Below are 20,806 nucleotides of genomic sequence, written 5' to 3' on the forward strand. Positions count from 1 at the left end.
GGGAGGTTCTCTTGCAGAACTCTGATACCCCTAAAGTTTCGCTGCTTGTCCCCATTTGCAATGTCGAGCGCTATCTGCGCGTGTGCCTCGATTCCGCCGTGGCGCAGACGCTCAATGACATCGAGATCATCTGCATCAACGACGGCTCCACCGATAGCTCGCCGGATATCATCCGCGAGTACATGGAGCACGACCCCCGTGTAAAGATGATCGACAAGGCCAACAGCGGCTACGGCGACTCGATGAACCGTGGCCTGGAGATGGCGCGCGGTGAGTACGTGGGCATCCTTGAGTCCGACGACTTTATGTTTGAGGATTCGCTTCAAAAGCTGGTCGCCAAGGCCGATGCTGAGCATGCCGATGCGGTAAAGGGCGACTTTTATCTGTATTGGTCCACGCCCAGCGAGCGACGTGAGCTGTTTGGGATTATCGACGAGCATATGACGGGCGCCGCGTATCGCCCCGTCGATCGCCCGGGCATCTTCTACCGCAAACCTTCCATTTGGTCGGCTATCTATCGGCGCGCGTTCCTCAACGACAATCAGATTCGCTTCCTTCCCACGCCGGGTGCCTCGTATCAGGATGCGGGTTTTAACTTTAAGGTCTGGGCATGCGCCGAGCGTGCTGCGTTTATCGCGGACCCCATTTTGTGCTATCGCCAAGACAACGAGAAGAGCTCCGTTAATTCGCCCAACAAGGTATTTTGCGTGTGCGACGAATACGCCGAGATGCAGCGCTTTTTGGATGAACGCCCCGAGCTTAAGGCTCAGCTTCAGGGTATTTTAATGCGCATGAAGGTCGATACGTACCGTTGGAACGATGAGCGCCTGGTCGATGAACTGCGCGAGCAGTTTTGGCAGAAGGCCTCGCCCGAGCTCAAGGCCGACTGGGATGCCGGTCGCTTTGATCTGTCGCTGTTTGATCCGCGTGGCGAGACCGACTTGCGCCTGATGGTCAAGTCGCCCCGCGCCTATATCGATTCGCGCTTTGACTTTAAGAAGCCGGGCAAGCTCAATACGTTTAAGCATTACTTTAAGATTGGCGGCCTGCCGCTGGTCTGGCGTGTGCTGACGTATCAGTGCACCTACTGCGACAACCCGCACCCCGATGACGTTCCGGCCGCACAGTAGGAGCGAGTGACTATGGCTACCCCCAAGATTTCCGTTGTCGTTCCCATCTATAAAGTGGAGGAGTGCCTGGCCTGGTGCCTGGACTCCCTGCTTGCGCAGGACATGCCCGATTGGGAAGGCGTGCTGGTCAACGATGGCTCGCCGGACGGCTCGCGCGATATTGCGGCTGCCTATTGCGAAAAGGACGCGCGCTTTACGCTGGTCGATAAGGAGAACGGCGGCCTGTCGAGTGCGCGTAATGCAGGCATCGCCGCGTCCACGGCGCCTATCGTTGCGTTTTTGGATTCCGACGACCGATTTACGCCCGATGCATGCCGCGTGATCGTCGATGTCTTTGAGCGCGAGGACTGCGACGTTTTGACCTTTGGCGCGAACCCGTATCCGCTGGAGGCGGGGTATCCGTGGCTTAACTATGTGCTGAGCCCGCGCGATGTGTCGTTTGAAGGCTATAACTCTGACTTGCTGTTTAAGGAAGCATCTCGCCCCTTTGCATGGCGCACCGCCTGCAAGCGTGAGTTTTTGCTGGGCAACGGGATCGTGTTCGACGAAACCGTTAAGTACGGCGAGGACCAGGTCTTCGATTTTGCCGTGTACGGTCGTTCGCACAAGACCGCGCTTATCTCGAACAAGCTGTATGACTACCGCGTGGCGCGCAAGGGTTCGCTCATGGACACCATGCGCTACGACGACGAGACACGTCTGCTGGAGCACGTGAAGATTTACTCCGCGGTGCTGGCTGACTGGCGGCGCGACGGTCTCGATGCTCAGCATGCCGATGACCTGGCGTACTTCCTCTGCGATCTGGTGCTGTACGATGCGCTTAGGTTGCTGGGTTCGGACTGCGGCAAGGTGTTTGCTGCCGTTACCACGGCGCTCGCCGGCTCTACCGTGGGCAGCGTTGCTGCGCTCGCACAATGCGCTCCTTCTGTTGCTGTTATGGTGCGTGCGGCGCTTACCAGCAAGGCCCCCAATGCCCGCGAGTGCAAAAAGCTCATGTTCGATTACGACGTCTTGAGGTTTGGGCGCCTGGGTGCCTGCAAGCGCGTGGCAGCGAACGCCCTGGGAAAGCGAGAAGTGTAGATGAGTATCAAGCGTTTGGCACTTTGCCGCAGCCAGGGCCGTCTTTTTGTGCTGCTTCGTTTTGCCGGTCAGGATGTCGCCGCGCTTATTGAGCGGGAGGCCTCTCAGGCGTTTGCCCATGCGACTACGAGCGGTTCTTGTTTGCTGTCGCTGGTGCTCCCGGTCGATCATGGCCGTGTGCTGGCGCTTTGCCCTTCCGTTTCCGATTACGAGCGCGAGCTCGCCGTCTTGGTGCTTCCGTTTTTGGATGGCTCGTCGATGGATGTCGTTTTTGCATCCGATGGCCAAAGGTTGGGCTCCATTTGTCTCGATAGCCGCGTGGCCAAGCTGGAATCCAAGATTAACTACAAAGCAAAGCCTGCGCTGTGTGCGCTTATCCGCGATGCGCAGCGTGGCGAACACTGCGGTCGCTACGAGATCGATGCCATTCGCTATTTGCCGGCAGACTCCGGCGCGGTGTGGCGCTATGAGGTTACCTGGGCGGGAGACTCCCAGTGCGCGCCTGAGCTTCAGATCTTCGATACGCATATGAATGCCATCGATGCTACCGTGCATGTGTTCGAATCGCAGGTCGATGTGCCGCAGCAGGATGGATGCCGTGTCAATAAAACGTATCTGAGCGTTGAGATGCCTCAAGATATACGAGATTTTGTCGCGATTGTGAGCGATTCCACAGAGCAGATCCAGAGCGGGTTTTGCGCCATGGATGGTCGCCTGTACAACGGCATGGTCGACGACAGCTGGAACCGCATGAAGGATGCACGCGCTGATGACGCAGCTTATCGACGTTGGTTTGAGCAACATCGCGCAAAGCCGGGCGATCTGGCGTGCCAGCGTGTCGCTTCGGTGGCTTTTGCCTATAGACCACTCGTGAGTATTGTGGTGCCGTGCTACAAGACTGATCGGGAATACCTGCGCGAGCTGCTGGACTCGGTGCTAGCCCAGAGTTATGACAACTGGGAACTGCTCCTTATGGATGCCTCGCCTGAATGGGATGCGGTGGCCGCCCTTGCGGCAGGCGCCAACGACGAGCGCATCCGTCGCATCGAGCTTCCCGGCAACGGCGGTATTGTGCTCAACACCAACGCAGGTATCGAGCGAGCGACAGGCGACTACGTCGCGTTCTTGGACCATGACGACATTCTGGAACCGGACGCGTTATTCCAGTATGTTTCCGCGCTGAATAAGGCGGCCGAGGACAAGCGTCCCCAGGTCCTGTTCTGCGACGAGGACATGTTCCAGAAAACGGGGGAGTGGGGCCAGCCGGTCTTTAAGACGCGGCTCAACGTCGACCTGCTCTATAGCCATAACTGCGTGACGCATTTCCTGATGGTGGAGAAGGCGCTCATCGATCGTATTGGCACGTCCCCGGAAGACGTTGCGGGTGCCCAGGACTACGACTTGACGCTTCGCTGCCTTTCGGCGGACGCGCGGTTTGAGCATGTTGCGCATGTGCTGTATCACTGGCGCGTGCATCCGGGATCGACCGCCGATGGCTCTGCCGATAGCAAGCCGTATGCTATTGAAGCTGGGCGCCTTGCGCTGCAGCGCCACTTTAACGCGCTGGACATTTGCGGAACAGTCGAGGAGACCGAGACGCCGTTTGTCTATCGCATGCGCTATGCGCTGCCGGAGTCTGCGCCGCTGGTGAGCATTGTGATTCCCACCAAGGACCACGTTGAGACGCTCGATGCCTGTGTGATGTCGATCGCCCAGAAGGCCACGTATACCAATTACGAGATCGTCTTGGTGGAGAACAACAGTGAAGCCCCGGAGACGTTTGCGTATTACGAAACCCTGCCAGAGCGCGTGGCTGCAGCATCCGAAGGCAAGGGCATCGCGCGCGTTGTGTACTGGCCGGCCGAGTTCAATTACTCTCAGATCATCAATTTTGGTGTGAAGCACGCCAAGGGTGACTATCTGCTGCTGCTCAACAACGATACCGAGGTCATAAGCCCCGACTTTATCGAAGAGATGATGGGCTATCTGCAGCGTCCCGATGCGGGCGTGGTGGGCGCCAAACTCTACTTTGCCGATCATCTGGTGCAGCATGCCGGCATTTTGGTTGGCGTGCGTGGCGCACTTGCCCATGCCAACCAGGACTTCTCGGCAAAGCGCGAGGGCTATCTTGCCCGCGCTGTGCGCCCGGGCAACTTTAGCGCCGTAACGGGTGCCTGTCAGATGGTCCGACGCGACGTATTTGAGCGGGTCGGAGGCTACGACGAGGAATTCGCCGTCGGCTTTAACGACGCGGACTTTTGTCTGCGCGTGTGGGAGGCGGGCTATCGAACCATCTATACGCCCTATGCCGAGCTGTATCACTACGAGTTCACCTCGCGCGGCAGGGAAGAGGCCAACGAGAAAAAGCTGCGCCGCTGGAAGCGCGAGCAAGCGCTGTTCATGCAGCGCTGGCCAGAGTTCTTCCTCGATGGCGATCCGTGGTTGGGGCCAAACCTATCTGCCGAGAGTGAGTATTTCTCGGTCTAAGGCAATGGGTTTAGGAAGTCCTGAACTTTCTTTCGCTATGAGCTTGGAAGAAAGCAATGGTGGACTACTAACTAAGTCATATTACGAAAGCTCGATACTTCCGCGATAAGTTTATACAAGCTTATACAGCTCGATATTATTCGATATAAGTAGATATCGCACTTGCCTTTGCCGGCTTACCCGCCGGCGTTATGGATCTTATTAACGGCAAGGCGCTTACGTTCTTGCGTCGTGCCCTCTCCGAAGATCTGGCGCCTATCAACCAGGTGGAGGTAGCGCTCTCTATGGGCGATAGCTTTGTCGCGACTGGTTTGACCATAGAGGACGATCTTCTGTCGAGAGCCGCTAAGGCCACTAAGGGCTATGCCTATCTGGTGCAACTGGTCGGTTACTCCATTTGGCAACGCGCCAACTTGCATCGTGCCAAAAGTGCCATTGTGAGCGAGGGCGACGTCACCGAAGGCATTGCGCTGGCAGAGGCTCGTTTTCACGATGTTGTTCACGAGCCCGCGATTTCTGGACTTGGACTCAACGATATCAAATACCTTTTGGCCATGTGCGAGGATAAGCAGCAGTCCAAATCATCTGAGATTGCTAAACGCATGGGTAAAAAGACCAATGAGGTCAGCTCTATTAGGGCTAAGCTGCTTCAAAGAGAGGTTATTCAAGCTCCGCAGAGGGGCTACGTGCAGTTTGCCGTGCCGGACCTAGATATCTATCTGCGAGAGAACGCCGCGGAGATTCTCGAGCGGTTCTAAATCGAGGCATGAATAGCCGCCGGTTAACTGCCCTTGTCGACTTGGCTCGCGTCCCCCCAATCTAGTAGACTCTGAACCGTTGCTAGATTGGGGGGGGGGATTTTCCATGAAACGCTCCATGAAACGAGTTTCCGGGGCCGTTCGGATGCCGTGGCGCAGCAGGGACTTGAGCTTCTCGGCGAACACCTGCTCTTTCGAGTTCGCAAGCAGGCAGACGCCCTCCTGCCGGTGTGCCACGTCGAACCACAGCTCGTCCTGCTCCATCGCAGCGCTCGCGTGGACCCCCAGGTCGAGCTTCGTGTCGAACGTGCTGCGCCCGTCGCTGACCTTGAGGTTGACGCGCCTGCCCTTGTAGTCCTGCTGCGACAGCTCCTCTATCTCGCCGGCGATGCGGACGGTTACGCCGTCGCCGAGGTTCGAGAGGGCGGACACAAAGGAGCGAATGGAGGCGTCGTTCATCGGGTACCGCACGAAGTCGAGGTCTATGTCCTGGGTTGCGCGGCGCCCGCTCCCCGACAGCGCGCACATCAGGACCCCTCCCTTGACCGTCACTCGGTCGCGCATGCTGGATGCCGCCAGCTTTGAGAGGATCACGTCCTGGCAGACGCGCGCGGTCGCGTTGAGGCAGGAGTAGCCCTCCTCGCGCTCGTAGCGCGCCCTCATCTCGTTCAGGTCCATCAGAATACCTCCTCCATGGCGCGCTCGAGGTGTGCCTCGCCGTGCGGGATTGCCTCCGCGTAGTCCTGCAGCCTGTATATGTCCAGCCGCTCCGACCGCCTGCGGAACGAGGCGACGGCCTCCCGGTAGAGGTCGTAGGGCAGCTTGTTGCGCGAGCGCATGAGCTCGAGGAGCATGCGCTCGGGGTCGTAAGCGGCAAGCTCGGTCCCGTCCACCGAGACGGTCGACCTCCCGACGCCCAGCCATCCCTCCGGGATGAAGTGCTGGCGCACGGCGGCGTCGCGTATCTTGGTCCCACCGCGCTTCGTGGCCAGGTCGATCTGGTCGGGGGGCGCGGTCACGAGCCCGTGGGCGTAGAGCGCGGTCTGCCCGGTCAGGATGCCCCCGGGGTAGCGCTTCGCGATCACGGCGAGGGCGTCCTCGTCCCGGTTGGTCGAGTACATCCCTCGGCCGACGGGGTGGAGCGTCCCTTCCGACACCGCCTTGCGAACGCGGTACCTGCTCCCGAGTTCAGCCAGCGCCTCCCGGTAGGTGATCACCATGCCGACCTCCCCTCGAAAGCCATATAAGCCTACATCTGATGACAATTGTAGGCTTATATGGCTTTTCATGGAACGACTCATTGCGGCACCTCCCTCGCCATGACGGTGCCTTACTTTGATGGCCCTTTCCTCGTTTGCATCTGCTATATGAAGGAACGTCGATTCTGGTGCTCGGGCGAAGGCGCTACGCGATGAAATTCTCCACCAGCGTAACCATGGAGTCCTTCTCGCTTGGGTCAGAGAGGGCAATCATGAGCGTCATGGCCGCGAGCGCGTTGCCCTCCACGCGGAGTCTTTCGCCGTTGCGCAGCATCCCGTTCTTGTCGAGGAAGTGAATGAAGAGCGCCGCTGCAGAGCGCTTGTTGCCATCCAAGAATGGATGGTCCTTCACTACGAGGTAGAGAAGGTTGGCGGCCTTTGCTTGAACGGAGGGATATAGGTCTTGGTCGCCAAAGCCCTGATAGAGGGCGCTGATGATTCCGGCGAACTGGTTGTCCCGCTCTCGTCCGAACAGGGTGGACGACGAGTAGAACGGTAGGCTGCGGACGACTTCGAGGGCTTCGGTGTAACCGAGCTCCCAGTTGGGCTCGTTGCCCTGGGGCGCCTTCATCCTTCCCGTGTCGTATTCATCGAGCAGAGTCAGGCTCGGAAGGTACTTCTGTAGAATTTCTGCCGCACCGGAGAGTTCCGGAGTACTCGACCTCTCGAGGACCTTGAAGACCGTTCCGAGCGCCTCGAGTCTCTTTTGGTTGATGGAGTATCCCTGGAGTAGATGCTGCTTGAGCACGCCATTTGCCCACCGGCGGAAGTACACGCCCTGCTGAGACTTCACGCGGTAGCCAACCGAGATGATCATGTCGAGGTTGTAGTGCTCGACCTGACGTTTGACCGTTCTTGTTCCCTCTAAGCGAACTATTTCAAAAAATGAAATAGTTCGAATTCCGGCAAGCTCTTCCTTTGCTGCGGAATGAATGTGCTTGGAGATAGTCGGCACTCCGCGCCCGAACAACGTCGCCATCTGCTGCTGGGTTAGCCAGACCGTATCGCCGTCGACGCGCACGTCAAGGTGGACTGCGTGGTCGGGGTCCTCGTACAAAGCGATCTGCTGGCTTGCGTTGGAATTGTCCATGATGTATGCCCCTTCGGTTTAGTCGACATGCTATGATCCGCACGCCGGAGGACGAGTGGTTTCAACATGCCGGTATTGCGTAGCTTCAACCGGCATCCCGCCGGTCAGTCGGCGTCGCGTGCGCCGGCTAAGCCAGGGTCGGGGCAGCAGGGATCCGCGGCGCCGGCGCTTCGTACCATTGGGGGCCTCCGAAGCGACTTTCACTCTGTCTTATTCTGGTAGATACAGTGTACCACGAAACGCGAACATGCGTACGTATTTCTGTTTAAATTTTAGCTGGACGCGGCGGTGTGTCGTCCTCTGCCTTGTTCTCCGAAGCCAGCTGTATTCCGGGCCGCGGTTCTACAAGGCAGGGGGTAGTCAGATGGATAGGATTATCCTTCTCCTACTTCTCTTGACCTTCCTGGTCATCCTGAGCAAGTAATGGGCTTTAGTGGGTGCCAAGCTCTACTTTGCTGGCCATTTGGTTCAGCTAGCTGGCATTGTGGTCGGCGTGCGCGGCGCCCTTGCCCATGCCAACTGGGACTTTTCGGCAAAGCGCGAGGGATATCTTGCCCGTGCCGTGCACCCGGGCAACTTTAGCGCCGTTACGGGCGCCTGCCAGATGGTCCGTCGCGACGTTTATGAACGGGTTGAAGGCTGCGACGAGAAGTTTGCCGTCGGTTTTAACGATGCGGATTTTTGCCTGCGCGTATGGGGGCTACCGCACCATCTTTACACCTTATGCTGAGCTGCACCACTACGAGTTCACTTCGCGCAGCAGGGAAGAGGCCAGCGAGGAAAAGCTGCGCCGTTGGAAGCGCGAGCAGGCACTGTTTATGCAGCACTGGCTGGAGTTCTTCTTGACGGGTGATCCGTGGCTGGGGCCGAACCTTAGCAGCGAGTGCGTGTATGGTGCGCTGAAAAATACTGTGCTTGTTCTGGCTTGTTGCTAGGCGTAGCGCGCGTCCCGCCGGTTGAGAAGCTCGCAGTAGTTCGACACCGCCTCTACCTGCGGCGCCTGCTCCTGCGGCTCCTCCGGCTGCCCTTGCTGCCCTGCGGCTTACCATCCTACTCACCCACGTATGACTCCCGTGCCCCGAGCGGGCAAAAGGAAATGCCCACAACGTCTCCGTTGCGGGCATTCTCCGGGCCGGCCACAAATAGCTTTATCGAATCCGATTGCTCTTCATCATCCGGATCGTTGGCGTCTCGTCGGCAAAGTCATCGTCTATCTGTAGTTCAAGGGGCACCGTAATGGAGCTTCCCAGCGCGGTCGCGGTTCCCGGGGCGAATGCGGGAAGGCGCATGACCTGGCCATTTGATATGGAAGGGATATTGCGGCGAACGTAATCGAGGTCGTAAGAGTTCTGAATGCGGTGGATTATGAAGGTTCCCGTCTGAGAGAGCACGACGCGGGAAAGCTCACTGGGGATTTGGCTGATGGCGGTAAGGTAAATGCCAAACTTACGGCCCTCCCGTGCAATTCGATTGAACACTGAGTCGTCTGTCAGGTCTGCATCCCTGATATAGCGATGCGCCTCGTCAAAAATGAGATAGATGGGTGTCGAGGAGCCTCTTCCTGCATCTAGGCTAGCCTGAAAGAGGGTGCGCGCAACGTAGTGGGAAAACAACTTCAATCCTGACTCGTCGATTATCTGAGATACGTCTAGCACAAGAATGCCATGCCCCTTGTTTAAGAGGGCAGCAATTGACTCGTCCCGCTCAAGTGAGAAGGGGTCTTGCGAATACCTTTCCCTAAGGTTTCTAAGCTGAGTAACCAGCCCCTCTGAATACGACCTTATCTGACGGTTGCCCCGCACTTCTTCTTCGTCGAACACGAAGTCAAGCGCATCAACGACGTCAGAGATTGAGACCTCGCTTTTAGGTTTTTCGTACTCACATAAGATGCGTTCGATATTGGGAAGTCCATCGGACATGTATTCGTCCTCGATGAACTCCTTCAAAAGGGACTCAAGCCCTTCGACGACATCTTTCGATATGTTTCCGTATTCCAGGTTGAAAGACACTAACAGGTTATGAGCGGTCTGAGGGCGAGAGAAAGGTCCGGACTCGCGTTCGAGAATCTTGTTAAGTTCTCCCTCAATCGGCTGGTAATACTTTGAGACCTGAAACTTCCTCGCTGCGTGGCTATCGATGCTCGTGTCCCGAATTGCGGTATATGCAAAGGCAGCAAATAGCTTCTTCTTGCCCTCCTCGTTGAGGTGGGAGTATCTCACGGCCCTCTCAAGCAGAGGTTTCTGGATGCGTCGCGAGGGGTCGAGAATAGCTGACCAGTCATCCATCGACAACTCTCCGGGCGCGAGGTGGTACTCATCAGCGCCGATTCGTCTCGTGCAGCCGTAACCGCCGCGCGTGAGAAAGTCATAATCGCCGTGCAGATCGAAGACGAAGAATCGGGGCTCTGCATCGAGCGCGTCCTCGGCATCTAAGAGCGATGCCGCCCTATCAAGCAGGAGCCGCGCGGTTGAGGACTTTCCCGAGCCGGTATTACCGAGAATAGCGAGATGACCAGAGAACAGGGAATCGATATCAAAAGTGGGTCTTACTGAATCGTACCCAGCGAGGGACCCAATCTCGACTCCTTCCCGCACGCAAAAGACCCTCTTGAGGATTGATTCATCGCAGGCATAGACATTGGAGCCGACCATGGGGAGGTCTACTACGCCGGGCACGTAGGAAGATCCTTCAATCTCTCCAATGGGGACGGCGGTGAAGATATAGCTCGTGCTAAACCTCGACGAAGGCTGGTCGGAATACGGCCTCTCGGCCTCTTCTACGGAAGTCACGCGAAAAATGATCTTTGTCGAGATAGAGAGATAGGAAAAGAGATATTGATTGAGCCCGTTTAGATGCCTTGGCTCGCCATCGAGCATCCGGTCTGAAAAGTCGGAACGTGATGCGCGTAGTCTTATCTTCTCCTGATCCATATAGCAGATGGTACCGATGAGCCAACCCGGATTGGGAACCTCATTAGTCATTCTTGTCACCAAGCCCCAAAGATCCAGATGCCACATCGTCTCCGAAGGTGATCTCGGGCCCGATAAAGTCAGCAAATTCCGAGAAGTATAGCGGGCGCTTGCGGTCTAGTTCCCTTTCACTTGGATATACGAAATAGGTGTTCGCGCCACCTGCCTTATCGTAGAACACACGTGTAGGGGAACCGACATCTGCTTCTGCCGGGTTGCCGATAAAGGCGAGGAGCGTGAAATCGGGCCTCGCAAGAGCCTGGCTGATAAGGTTTGATATGTGAGAGTCCGCGAAGCTGAATCCACAAGTCAGAAGGACTGTGTTGGGGACGGCGAGGGCATTTACGAACTCGCGGAACATATCGCTATAGGGGGAGCCCTGGGTCAAGGCGTATTTGGAAGTCATCGGGGCGATAAGTTGTCTGTCGCCTTGGTACTCGTCGGTGATGTCGGGAAACCTGGGGATCCTTACGACGTTTCCGTCATAAATCCTCCAGTTGATGGATCCGTGCATCTTGTAAAGGCGAAAGAAGGGGTTCACCGGTTCGTAGTGATCCCTGAATCTCTCGTCGAGGTCAATCGGCCTGCGATGGTATTCCCGCGGGTTGAATGTGGGTATCAGCCCGTTCGAGAACCCGTCCACATAGGCGTAGCCGCTCGATTCAAGGGCCATCTCATGAAATAGGTCGTAGTTTGTTGTGAAGAGATTAACGACGTCGAAGGCAGCTTGACCACCGCGCGCAAGGATCTGTCGCGATACGCCAAGTCCCTGAACAAACTTACGATAGCTATCAAGGACGTCGGAGTGCTCCGCGCTGTATTTGATGTCGACGGACTCGAGAAAGGCCTTGCGAACTGCATCGGAAACCCTCTTGTCGTCATCGGCGCTATCTAGAGAGCCCTCGATGCGCTGACTCAGCCACGAGAGGAGGTTCTCTATGTTCGAGTACTTCGCAGGGTCTTCGTTATCTCGACAGGCAATTTTAGTTATCCGACTTTCCAGAAGGATAGATAGATCGGGATCGTTGAGCTTGAGGTCCGCTCGCAAGTTCCTGAAGGTTTCACCCATCAGGGGAATGGCCGGAGTAGATGCGCCAGAGCCGATAAGCGTGGCTAGGTTAATCGACCTGGAAAGAATGCCTTGAACAAAATGTCTGGCTTCTACCGCGTTTACCTCACGCCTTGTTGCACCCCTCTGCAAGGTAAAAAGGGGTTTGGAGGATTCTTTCTGCATATCGGAGGACACGTTGCCCGGTATGTTTATTGCGTTGTCAGACATGCATGCTCCCAATAAACTCAAGAACTCCTGCTCGAACGCGCCCGGGAACTGAAACATCCGCTCCTTGCCCCCGATGCTCACGTAGATCGAGCCGCCGTCTATCCTCGTCACGGTGCCGGCGCCCCATGCCTTGTGGCGCACCTTGCACCCGGCTCCCAGTGCGTTCAACTGGGCCTTGTTCGACGCCGGCCGCGCCGCTGTCGGCCGCGGTTTTCGGCTTCTCTGCGCCAGCCTTTCTCGCCGCGACGGCACCGTGTATGCAGTCGGTCGCGCTCTTGCGGTAGCGCGAGGCCACCACGGAAAGCTTGCGTCGCAGCACCTCAGCGAGGAAGTTGCCGTTGTCGTACGGCGGCTCCAGGAACCGGGAGTCGATGCGCTCCGTCTCGGATTTCACCATGTCAAGCATGGCGTTCACCTCGCACTCGTTGGTGAAGACCTCGCCAACGTCCTGAACGCGCTCCTTTGATTTACCCTGTACAGCCAAAAAACACCCCTTAGCCCATGCCGGCGGATCAGAAAACCGCAGCATAAAACACTAGTGAACAATTCTAACAGAAGGTGCGGACGCAATATTGCATCTGTTCCCAAGCGGAGCCTTTGCAGCAACCGCCACGGGACGCAGGCCAACCGTTCATTATTATGCCCCCCCCAGCGGAGCAACCACTGCCACGTGCTCACCCGTCGGGGGCCGCCCGCGCCGAACTTGCGTTCGCTCCGGGTGCCGAGCTGGGTCGGTCGCGCCGCGGGCCGCCCATGCGCGTGGAATGGCCTCGTAGCCGAGTCCCAGGTACGCGAGCACCGGTGTCGCCGCCGCGCCCGCGATGCCCAGCCAGAACGCCAGCGGCTTCGTGCGGACCCTCCAGTTGATGCCCATAGGTCTTCTCCTTCCATGGGCAATTCAAAGGGGCTGGTCGCCTGCGCGCCGCGGAGGAGGCGCAGGTACAGCCCGTACGTGGGCGAGGTCTACGTGGCGCCTGGGAACACCTGCCTGGACGAGAGGGGCAGACACCGCTTCGCGGCCAGCCAAACGGGCTGTGGGTCACAGGCATCACGGAATTCCGCATCCCCGCCGGCAAGTGCACCTCTCGCCGGCGATCAATTGCTTCAACGGAATGCCCGTCGGCTGGTCCATCGGCACGCCCCCGAACGCGGTGCTTGCCAACTCATCGCTCCTGCGGGCCTGCTCGCAGCTTGCGTATGGTGAGCACCACTGGGTGCACTCCGACCGCGGCAGCCATTACCGGTGGCCCGGTTGGATCGCCATCTGCGATGGGCACGGCATCGTGCGCTCGATGGCGAGGAAGGGGTGCTCACCCGACAATTCAAGGGCGGAGGGCTTCTTCGGCAGGCTGAAGGTGGAGTCCTTCCACGGAAGGGGCTGGGACGATGCTGGCATGGGGGAGTTCATGGAGATGCCGGACGCCTATCTGTTCTGGTACCGCGACAAGCGCCGCAAGAGCGACCTGGGCTATATGAGCCCGATGCAGTTCCGAAGAAGCCTAGGTCCTGTAGCGTAGGAACACAGTCCGGGGTTTCCGCTGCAGTCCCCGGTGTTCAGTTTAGCCTTGACAGAAGCAGTCCACCTGGAGCGCAACGTCGCGGAGTGGTGCCGCCACAAGCGCGTCGGGGGCGCCACCGTTGCCGCGCTGAAGGCCGCCTTCATGGACAAGCTCGGTAAGGTCGCGTAGGATAACGGCCGACGACGGCCCTGGAGGGAATTACGCCTCTTTTCGTGACACAACTTGCCCTCCAGGTGTAATTGGCTAAATTGTTGGTATGCAGGACACGTTGGCGACTCATAAAAGTTGCACGGTTGATGGGGGAGAGTTTGGGACGATCAAAAGAGCGCAATTCAAAGGTTGAGCTTCTGCGCATCATCTCGATGTGGTTCATAGTAGCTCATCATTTCGTGATTCATAATGCTGAGCCTATTTCCGTTTTCCCCGGGACCGTTGCACGCATGGTGCTGCATGGCGTGTTGTACCCTTCGGGGCGTATTGCCGTTGCCGTGTTTTTTATCATTACGGTGTGGTACCTGGCCGACGCGCAACTGACACTTAAGGGTCAGCTGCGAAGGGCTTGGACCCTGCTGGGGCAAATGCTCTTTTATAGTGTGCCACTCGTCCTGTACTTCGGCGTGTTTAAGGCGGGGGATGGTCTGCAAGCTGAAGAGCTAATGGCTGCCGTCTTTGCTCCGCTCGCCTCTCTGTGGTGGTTTCCTACGGTGTATATTTTGCTGATTCTTGTGGCGCCCTATCTGTTCGACGGGTTGCGTACCTTGACGAGCCGGCGACTGGGTGAGCTCTGTATGCTGCTGGTCGTGTTATATGGGGTCTTGCCCGTTGTGCCGTATTCGACAATTGGTGGCTTTGTTTCCTCCCTGACGGGTCAGACGGTCGTGATCGCGTGCGTGACGTGTTGGTTTAAGTGGCATTATCGCGGTGGGGCGGGTGCGAGGGTTTTGGTGCTGCCCGTTCTTTCGTACGTTGCTGTGTATGTTTGCTACTTTGTGGCTCAAAAGGATGTGCTCCTTTTGAGCGCTTTCGCTTCCAACGTGTACGAATCGGTGGTGACTAATCCCGCAAGCCTCTTGTCGCTTACGATCGCACTTCCGGTGTGCTTGTTTGTCTTTAACGCTCAACCTGCGCATTGGCCTGTTGTCAATTACTTGGCCACGTTGTCGTTTGGCGTGTACCTTGCCACGGACAGCGCGTACATGCAGGAGCTGCTGTGGAAGAACTTGCTTGTGTTCTCCCACTGCCACCCAGCGTGGGGACTGCTGTCGGTGGTGCTCGTGGTGACCGGCGTGTATGTTGCCGCTTCCTGCGTCGAGGCGGTTCGACAGGTTCTGTATCGGGCGTTTTTCAAGCATCCGGGTAGGGTGTTTGATGTTTTGTGGGACAAGATTGAAGGGGTTTCTTTGCCGAAGTAGGCCATTGTTGGGTCAAGTCCTAAGCGGTGCGTAAATTCGTAATCGCGATTCTCCTACGCTGCCTTCCTCAGCTCGGTTCCGATAATGGGGTAAGGGTGAAAATGGGTTAACGGCAGGTCAAGTAATTCAGTTAGAATTATTCGAGTTCTATTTTGTTTTAGTTAAAGTCTACAATTTAGATTTACGTTAATTTATTGGGAGTGCATATATGAAAAAGGTTCGTTGCGCAGTTGCTAATTTGGTTACCGCTGTTCTGGTTTCCTCTTCTTTCCTTGCTCCCGTTTCGTCGGCCTATGCACTTGAGTTTTCCTCGCTCTCTAATAATGAAGCCGAGACCTCTAGCTCCTCTTCATTTTCGGATTTCGTTTCCGAGGATACTGAGAAGACCGCCGAAGCCGACTCTTGTGAGGATACTGAGAAGACCGCCGAAGCCGACTCTTGTGAGGATACTGAGAAGACCGCCGAAGCAGGCTCTTGTAATTCGGATGTCGAATCGGCCGCTCAATCGGCTCAATCTTCCGATTCCTCTTGTGTCGATGCCTCTTTCCAATACTTGTACATTTCGCAACCCTCTCTTTCTTTGGGTGCTATGCAAGAGGCGGCGTTCGCAACTGCATCTGATTCTGATGTTTTGACCTCTGCGTCCCTATCATTCGTCAGCAATTCTGGCGAAGAGCGCTCCGTTGAAGCTTCGGCTTTCTCTGGGAATGCTGCGGGCTTTACATTTGGACAAGATTTGTTGGTAGCGCGGTATTTTTTAACCGGTATTACGTATCAGGTGAAGGATTCGAACGCGATCTATTCAGTGGACCTCTCCTCTGAGGATTACAGCTTTGACGTAGTCAATTCGTCTTCTTCATCTGATAGCGTTGACAATATCGATGATTTGTCGGTCTACTATGCTGATGAGAACGGCAATCCTGTCGAGGCTTTCTCTATTGAAGAGGCGCTTTCCGGTTCTGAAGGTGATGGTGACATTGCGGCTTATAGCGTCGATTCCCGTTCGGCTCGTAAAAACGTTCGCGTGGTTGCACTTGATGCCGGTCACGGTGGATCCGATCCCGGCGCTCAGGGCAATGGGAAGAGTGAAGCCGACCTAACATGGAAGATTGTTAGCGCGTGTAAGACCAAGCTTGAGAATTACGGATTTAAGGTAATTCTCGCTCGTGAGCAGTCGGGCAGCTACGGTAGCAGCGACTTCCTTTACCGCGTTCAGCGTTGCGTCAATCAGGGCGCCCAGGCCTATATCAGTTTCCATATCAATTCAGGTTCGTCCGCAGCTCATGGCGCCGAGGTATATTCGCCTACCGTGAACGGGGCTGACTATACCCAGGTTTCGTACGAGCTGGCCCAGAAGGTTCAGAACAATCTTGTTGCTCTCGGACTTACAAACCGTGGTGTCTTTCAGATGCAGGTAGGCGACGAATTCGCTGTTATTCGTTGCGCTCGTGAAGCTGGAATCCCCGGTATTTTGATTGAGCACGGATTTATCTCTAATTGGGGCGATGCGAACAAGTACTTTAGTGATGCCGGGTGCAAACGCCTTGGAGAAGCTGATGCGGATGCCATCATCGCGCAGTTCCCCAAATCCTCTTGGCTTGATTATTCGTCTGTTTTCGATGCCGACTACTATCTCAATAAGTATCCAGATGTTAACGAATGGGCAAACGGAAGCAAAGATAAGGCCCTGGATCACTTCATCAACTACGGCATGTCGGAGGGCCGCCGCGGCTCCGAGGCGTTCGACGTGCAGAGCTACTACAATGAGTACCCCGATCTCCGCGCCGCCTTCGGCACCGACCTCGCCAGCTACTACTCGCATTACCTTATGTACGGCAAGAAGGAGGGGCGCCACGCCACCGGCTGCTCGAAGCTCAAGGGCGCCGCAACCAAGGCGGGCGGCGTGGACTACGCTCCCGTCTACGACCCCGAGTACTACCTCTCCCGCAACGGCGACGTCGAGAAGGCCTTCACCAAGTCGACCTACGGCGGCGTGACTATGGTCGACGACTCGGCCGTCCTGCGGCACTTCATCAACTACGGCATGTCGGAGGGCCGCCGCGGCTCCGAGGCGTTCGACGTTTATAGTTATAGAACGAGGTACCTCGATCTTAGGAAGGCTTACGGAAGTAATTTAAAAGAGTATTATCTCCACTATCTCGAATATGGGATGAAAGAGCACCGTAATGGTTCGAGCATGACTGGATTTGAGGGCTATATAATGTCCTCGTCTTTCACTTCTTACGAGGATGCTGCCGTTCATTACGGCAGGACTGTTGGGAAGCATACTTATCCAACAAGCGTGTATAAAAGCAAAGGCAGCGCCTCTATTGATGAGTTTTGTAAGATCCTTTACGAAGAAGCCTCATTTGAGGGAGTATGTCCTGAAGTTTTATATGCTCAAGTCATGAAAGAGACGGGCTATTTAAGATTCGGAAATTTGGTCCAGGCAAATCAGTGCAATTTTGGAGGTGTTGGAGCCACCGGTCCTGGAAATCCCGGATATACTTTTTCTTCCGTTAGAGAAGGGCTTAGGGTTCAGGCGCAGCATTTAAAAGCGTACGCAACAACTGAACCTTTGAATAATCCGTGTATTGACCCACGCTTTAATCTTGTTTCCCGTGGGTGTGCTCCCAAGACGACGGACCTAAATGGACGTTGGGCCGTTCCCGGTAAAGGTTACGGCGAAGGCTTAAATGCAATTGTCCTTGATGTTTTGTGCATGTAATGGGTCTACATGAGTAATCGTCCTTCTCTGTACCACCTGTAGCGCGCTTTAGTGCCGCTCACATCCGCGCCCGCGACCCACCGGCTCGCCGCCTATACGCTCGAGACGCCATACCGGTAGTCGAGAGAAAGGAACTGATCTTGGCGAGAAGGATACCGGCGAGGGTGGTGCTCAGGCTGACGTCGTCGAACCTGTCGCTCAACGTGATCGCCTCTGCACTGCACGCGTCGAAGGTCGGCATCACGCTCAGTTTCCTGCACGGCGAGTACCGCGAGGATGCGCCGCGCGGGGCGAGGCGGCGATGTCCTACGACCGCTTCTGCAAGCGGTACAGGCAGTTCACGGTCAGCAGGAACGTCGTGAGCAGGGTCGGCCGCAAGGCGGGCAGGAACATGGAGGTCGACTGGTCCGGTCCGACCATGTCCCTCGTCGACCAAGCGAGTATCTGGGTAACGGTTTTACGACTAATCCCGTGACCGTCAAGTAGCAAAGGGACGGAGCGTGAGCTCCGTCCTTTTGTTTGTAGGGCGGTCTGCTACCATAAACTATATCTTTTGCTAAGAGATTGGGAGCTCTTATGCCAAGATTCAAGCTCGTTCTGGCTTTTCTAGAGCGAGATAGAGATGACGAGAGAGTAAGAAAGAATCAATGGCTGAAGCGCTGAGAATAGCAATCTTTTCCGCTCAATATCTGCCTCACATTGGCGGTGTTGAGTCCTATACCAGAAACCTCGCAGTTACGCTCATTGGCATGGGCCATAAGCCGGTCGTGGTCACGTGTAATTGCGATTCGCTGCCGTCTCGAGAGGTAACAGACGATGGTATTGAGGTTGTAAGACTGCCGTGTTTTCCATTGCTTGGTGGCAGGTTCCCTGTCTCGCGTTTTGGAAGAGCTTATCGGAGCATGCTGAGGGCTCTTGATGGCGAGTGCTTCGATGGCGTCCTAGTTAATACGAGGTTTTATCCCCATTCAATCTGTGGGCTTCGGTTCGCCAGGCGCCATCATCTTACCCCCATCGTTCTTGACCATGGATCGCAGTATCTTACATTCGGAAACGCAGTATTGGATGTGTTCGTTCGCGCCTATGAACACATAATTACTTCGATTGCCAAGCGGTTTCATCCAGTGTTTTGCGGTGTTTCTAAGAAAAGCCTGGATTGGCTTCGACAATTTGGTATTTCTGGCATTGATATCCTGCCTAACGCGATTGACGTTGATGCTTATTGCTCCAATGCCTCAAATCGAGATTTTCGTGCCGAATTGGGCGTCGGGACGGATTCTGTTCTTGCCTGTTTTGTTGGAAGGTTGATTCCCGAGAAGGGTATCGACTCCCTTCTTGCGGCTATGAAGCAACTGAATGAAACGCCCGTAAAGTTGGTGGTTGCGGGTGATGGTCCCCTGCGTGAGTTGATGGATTCTACTCCTGAGAATGTCTCCTATGTTGGTCCTTTGCGTCCGGCGGATGTGTCGTCCTTGCTTCAGGCCGCAGACGTGCTGTGTCTTCCTACGAGATCAGAGGGTTTTTGTACGACCCTTCTCGAGTCTTCGGCGTGCGGCACCCCGGCAATCATTCCCTTGGTGGGCGGAGTTGACGAAGTATTTGGTGAGGAAGATTGCGGTTTTTTGTTGGATGGCTGTGCTCCCGACCAAATTGCCGAAGCAATACGAGTGGCGTGCGCATCGAAAGCGGAGACGCGGCGAAAGGGACGGCTGGTCCAGAGTAGAGTTCGAGAGTATTGTACGTGGGGCAATACTGCAGAGAGGCTCGTTGAACTTCTTGGTGCGTAGCAATTACGTTGGTGTTGCTTTTCCGTTGACTGGGGTTTGCCGCGGTTTTGTTTCCTCGTTCGGATATTGTTTTCTTCAGAAGTAGGAGAATGAGAAGGTATAGTGATGCACGATATTCTTATTGTGACCTCAAGGAATGTTGCCACCTCGGGCGGCGAGTTTAGCCTGATTAAAAATAGAGCAGATGCTCTAAAGAATGGGTGGGGCATTGAGTCTGATGTTGCGGCTCTTTGCAATGTTCGCTTGGGTGTTTCTGAGGGTGGTGAAGCTTTTGGACCCGGCGTTTATGTTCGGCGGGATTTTATGAATCCCATGCAGCTGCTGTCGGGATATGAAGAGCTAATTACCACTGCGGAAAAAAAGGTTTTGAGTGGCTCCTACAAGGCGATCATCCTTTCTGGCGTGGGGCTGTTTCGTTATGTCGACCGGATGAAGCGCGCCGCCGAGGCGTCGGGAGCTTTTGTATGTGCTGATGTTCATGGTTATTACGGCGACGGCTCCCTTCTTGCACGCGACGAGCCCCTCTTCCTTGGCTCATTCCACCGTGCCGCCGCTTTTGTTGAGAGATACGAGCAGCGCAAATATTTGCGTAAGTTCGACCGTATCTTTTGTGTTTCTCGAGCGTATCGCAGTTTCCTTTGTCGAGAGTGCGGCTGCAAAGAGGGTCAGTTCTACATTGTTCCGTGTGCGACGGGGGCGAAGCCAAGCTTTGGTCGTGCGGAGGAGCTTAAGTATCGAGAGGATTATAGGAGGAAGTACGGTGTAGAAGATAACGAGTGGCTGCTCGTTTACTCAGGCGGAGCTTCGTCGTGGCAATGCCTTCCGCAAACTGCAGAGTTGTATCGCGAAATACTGAAGAGGCGTGGGGCAAAGCTACTTGTTTTGTCTGGTGACGTTACTTCTGCACGCGCCGCAATCGGTGATTGTGACGACGTTGAATTCGATAGCTTCAAGCCATCTGACCTCCCTAGCGTGTTCTGTGCTGCGGACTTCTTCGTGATGTTGAGAGAGGACGTTCCAACGAACCACTTTGCTTACCCTAACAAGTTCTTGGAATACGTCGCGGCGCACAGGCCGGTAATCACTACTCCTTACGTTTACGACATTGCCGAAGAGATTGATAGACATGGTGTTGGACTTCTGTATAACGGGGATGTGGATGATCTCGTTTTGAAAATGGACAATGCGGTATGCGACAGGGATTCATGTGATCGCCTGGTGCAAAAGGTTTCTTTTGCAAATTCCCTCATCCCGTTTGCCAGGGATTTGGGAAGCGTTGGGTCCAGTTGCTAAAGTGAGCGGGTCGT

At 55.7% G+C, this 20,806-nt stretch carries 18 protein-coding genes; 11 read left to right on the forward strand and 7 right to left on the reverse strand.

Translation table 11 applies throughout. The annotated features are described in order from the left end of the window. The first annotated feature begins 11 nt into the window (after window positions 1-11). The 4 genes from I4W09_RS05330 (at window position 12) to I4W09_RS05345 (ending at window position 5,455) form a co-directional block, all read left to right on the forward strand. Window positions 12-1,130, forward strand: a complete 1,119-nt coding sequence (locus I4W09_RS05330) for a glycosyltransferase family 2 protein (RefSeq protein WP_196032596.1) — start codon at window positions 12-14, stop codon at window positions 1,128-1,130. Between the two features lie 12 nt (window positions 1,131-1,142). Further along, window positions 1,143-2,210 (forward strand): glycosyltransferase family 2 protein, encoded by a 1,068-nt coding sequence (locus tag I4W09_RS05335; RefSeq protein ID WP_196032597.1) that lies wholly within the window; start codon window positions 1,143-1,145, stop codon window positions 2,208-2,210. Next, window positions 2,211-4,697: a glycosyltransferase family 2 protein gene (locus tag I4W09_RS05340; protein WP_196032599.1), complete on the forward strand. Its 2,487-nt coding sequence runs from the start codon at window positions 2,211-2,213 to the stop codon at window positions 4,695-4,697. Window positions 4,698-4,888: 191 nt separating this feature from the next. Beyond that, complete coding sequence (locus tag I4W09_RS05345; RefSeq protein ID WP_187360521.1) at window positions 4,889-5,455, forward strand: DUF8462 domain-containing protein; 567 nt, start codon at window positions 4,889-4,891, stop codon at window positions 5,453-5,455. Here I4W09_RS05345 and I4W09_RS05350 read toward each other — a convergent pair. From I4W09_RS05350 to I4W09_RS05360, 3 genes are all read right to left on the reverse strand, one after another. Continuing rightward, window positions 5,405-6,133 (reverse strand): nucleotidyl transferase AbiEii/AbiGii toxin family protein, encoded by a 729-nt coding sequence (locus tag I4W09_RS05350; RefSeq protein ID WP_196032600.1) that lies wholly within the window; start codon window positions 6,131-6,133, stop codon window positions 5,405-5,407. The genes I4W09_RS05345 and I4W09_RS05350 overlap by 51 nt on opposite strands. Further along, window positions 6,133-6,675 carry a type IV toxin-antitoxin system AbiEi family antitoxin domain-containing protein gene (locus tag I4W09_RS05355; RefSeq protein WP_158570937.1) on the reverse strand — a complete coding sequence of 181 codons (543 nt, stop codon included), beginning with the start codon at window positions 6,673-6,675 and terminating at the stop codon, window positions 6,133-6,135. Before I4W09_RS05355 ends, I4W09_RS05350 begins: the two co-directional genes overlap by 1 nt. A gap of 184 nt (window positions 6,676-6,859) precedes the next feature. Further along, complete coding sequence (locus I4W09_RS05360; protein WP_118237770.1) at window positions 6,860-7,804, reverse strand: virulence RhuM family protein/type II toxin-antitoxin system death-on-curing family toxin; 945 nt, start codon at window positions 7,802-7,804, stop codon at window positions 6,860-6,862. Between the two features lie 433 nt (window positions 7,805-8,237). Between I4W09_RS05360 and I4W09_RS10415 the strand changes: the two genes are divergently transcribed. After that, entirely contained in the window at window positions 8,238-8,534 is a 297-nt protein-coding gene (locus tag I4W09_RS10415; RefSeq protein WP_055252705.1) for a glycosyltransferase family protein, read from the forward strand. Between the two features lie 418 nt (window positions 8,535-8,952). Here I4W09_RS10415 and I4W09_RS05370 read toward each other — a convergent pair whose 3' ends face one another. The 4 genes from I4W09_RS05370 to I4W09_RS05385 form a co-directional block, all read right to left on the reverse strand. Further along, window positions 8,953-10,734, reverse strand: coding sequence for an ATP-binding protein (locus I4W09_RS05370; protein ID WP_196032604.1), 1,782 nt, complete (start codon window positions 10,732-10,734; stop codon window positions 8,953-8,955). A gap of 43 nt (window positions 10,735-10,777) precedes the next feature. Further along, the gene (locus I4W09_RS05375) at window positions 10,778-12,052 is read right to left on the reverse strand and encodes an SIR2 family protein (RefSeq protein WP_158570935.1); all 1,275 of its coding nucleotides are present in this window, start codon (window positions 12,050-12,052) and stop codon (window positions 10,778-10,780) included. Continuing rightward, the gene (locus I4W09_RS10420) at window positions 12,045-12,536 is read right to left on the reverse strand and encodes a hypothetical protein (protein WP_226790515.1); all 492 of its coding nucleotides are present in this window, start codon (window positions 12,534-12,536) and stop codon (window positions 12,045-12,047) included. Before I4W09_RS10420 ends, I4W09_RS05375 begins: the two co-directional genes overlap by 8 nt. Before the next feature lie 153 nt (window positions 12,537-12,689). Beyond that, window positions 12,690-12,926, reverse strand: coding sequence for a phage holin (locus I4W09_RS05385; protein WP_118237764.1), 237 nt, complete (start codon window positions 12,924-12,926; stop codon window positions 12,690-12,692). On the opposite strand from I4W09_RS05385, the gene I4W09_RS10680 reads away from it, so the two are divergent. The 6 genes from I4W09_RS10680 to I4W09_RS05410 all read left to right on the forward strand — a co-directional run bounded on the left by I4W09_RS10680 (window position 12,919) and on the right by I4W09_RS05410 (window position 20,792). After that, the gene (locus tag I4W09_RS10680) at window positions 12,919-13,569 is read left to right on the forward strand and encodes a DDE-type integrase/transposase/recombinase (RefSeq protein ID WP_255413431.1); all 651 of its coding nucleotides are present in this window, start codon (window positions 12,919-12,921) and stop codon (window positions 13,567-13,569) included. The two genes, I4W09_RS05385 and I4W09_RS10680, sit on opposite strands and share 8 nt — an antisense overlap. Before the next feature lie 48 nt (window positions 13,570-13,617). Next, the gene (locus I4W09_RS10535) at window positions 13,618-13,740 is read left to right on the forward strand and encodes a hypothetical protein (protein WP_255413388.1); all 123 of its coding nucleotides are present in this window, start codon (window positions 13,618-13,620) and stop codon (window positions 13,738-13,740) included. 140 nt (window positions 13,741-13,880) lie between these two features. After that, entirely contained in the window at window positions 13,881-14,984 is a 1,104-nt protein-coding gene (locus I4W09_RS05395; RefSeq protein ID WP_147357377.1) for an acyltransferase family protein, read from the forward strand. A 208-nt stretch (window positions 14,985-15,192) separates the two neighbouring features. Beyond that, a complete protein-coding gene (locus I4W09_RS05400) occupies window positions 15,193-17,712 on the forward strand; it encodes an N-acetylmuramoyl-L-alanine amidase (RefSeq protein ID WP_118237758.1) in 2,520 nt (839 codons plus the stop codon). A gap of 647 nt (window positions 17,713-18,359) precedes the next feature. Continuing rightward, window positions 18,360-19,499 (forward strand): glycosyltransferase family 4 protein, encoded by a 1,140-nt coding sequence (locus I4W09_RS05405; protein ID WP_070097158.1) that lies wholly within the window; start codon window positions 18,360-18,362, stop codon window positions 19,497-19,499. Window positions 19,500-19,604: 105 nt separating this feature from the next. Then, entirely contained in the window at window positions 19,605-20,792 is a 1,188-nt protein-coding gene (locus I4W09_RS05410; RefSeq protein WP_118237756.1) for a glycosyltransferase, read from the forward strand. Window positions 20,793-20,806 lie beyond the last annotated feature (14 nt).

The sequence above is a fragment of the Collinsella aerofaciens genome, assembly GCF_015670795.1.
GTDB lineage: Bacteria > Actinomycetota > Coriobacteriia > Coriobacteriales > Coriobacteriaceae > Collinsella > Collinsella aerofaciens_Q.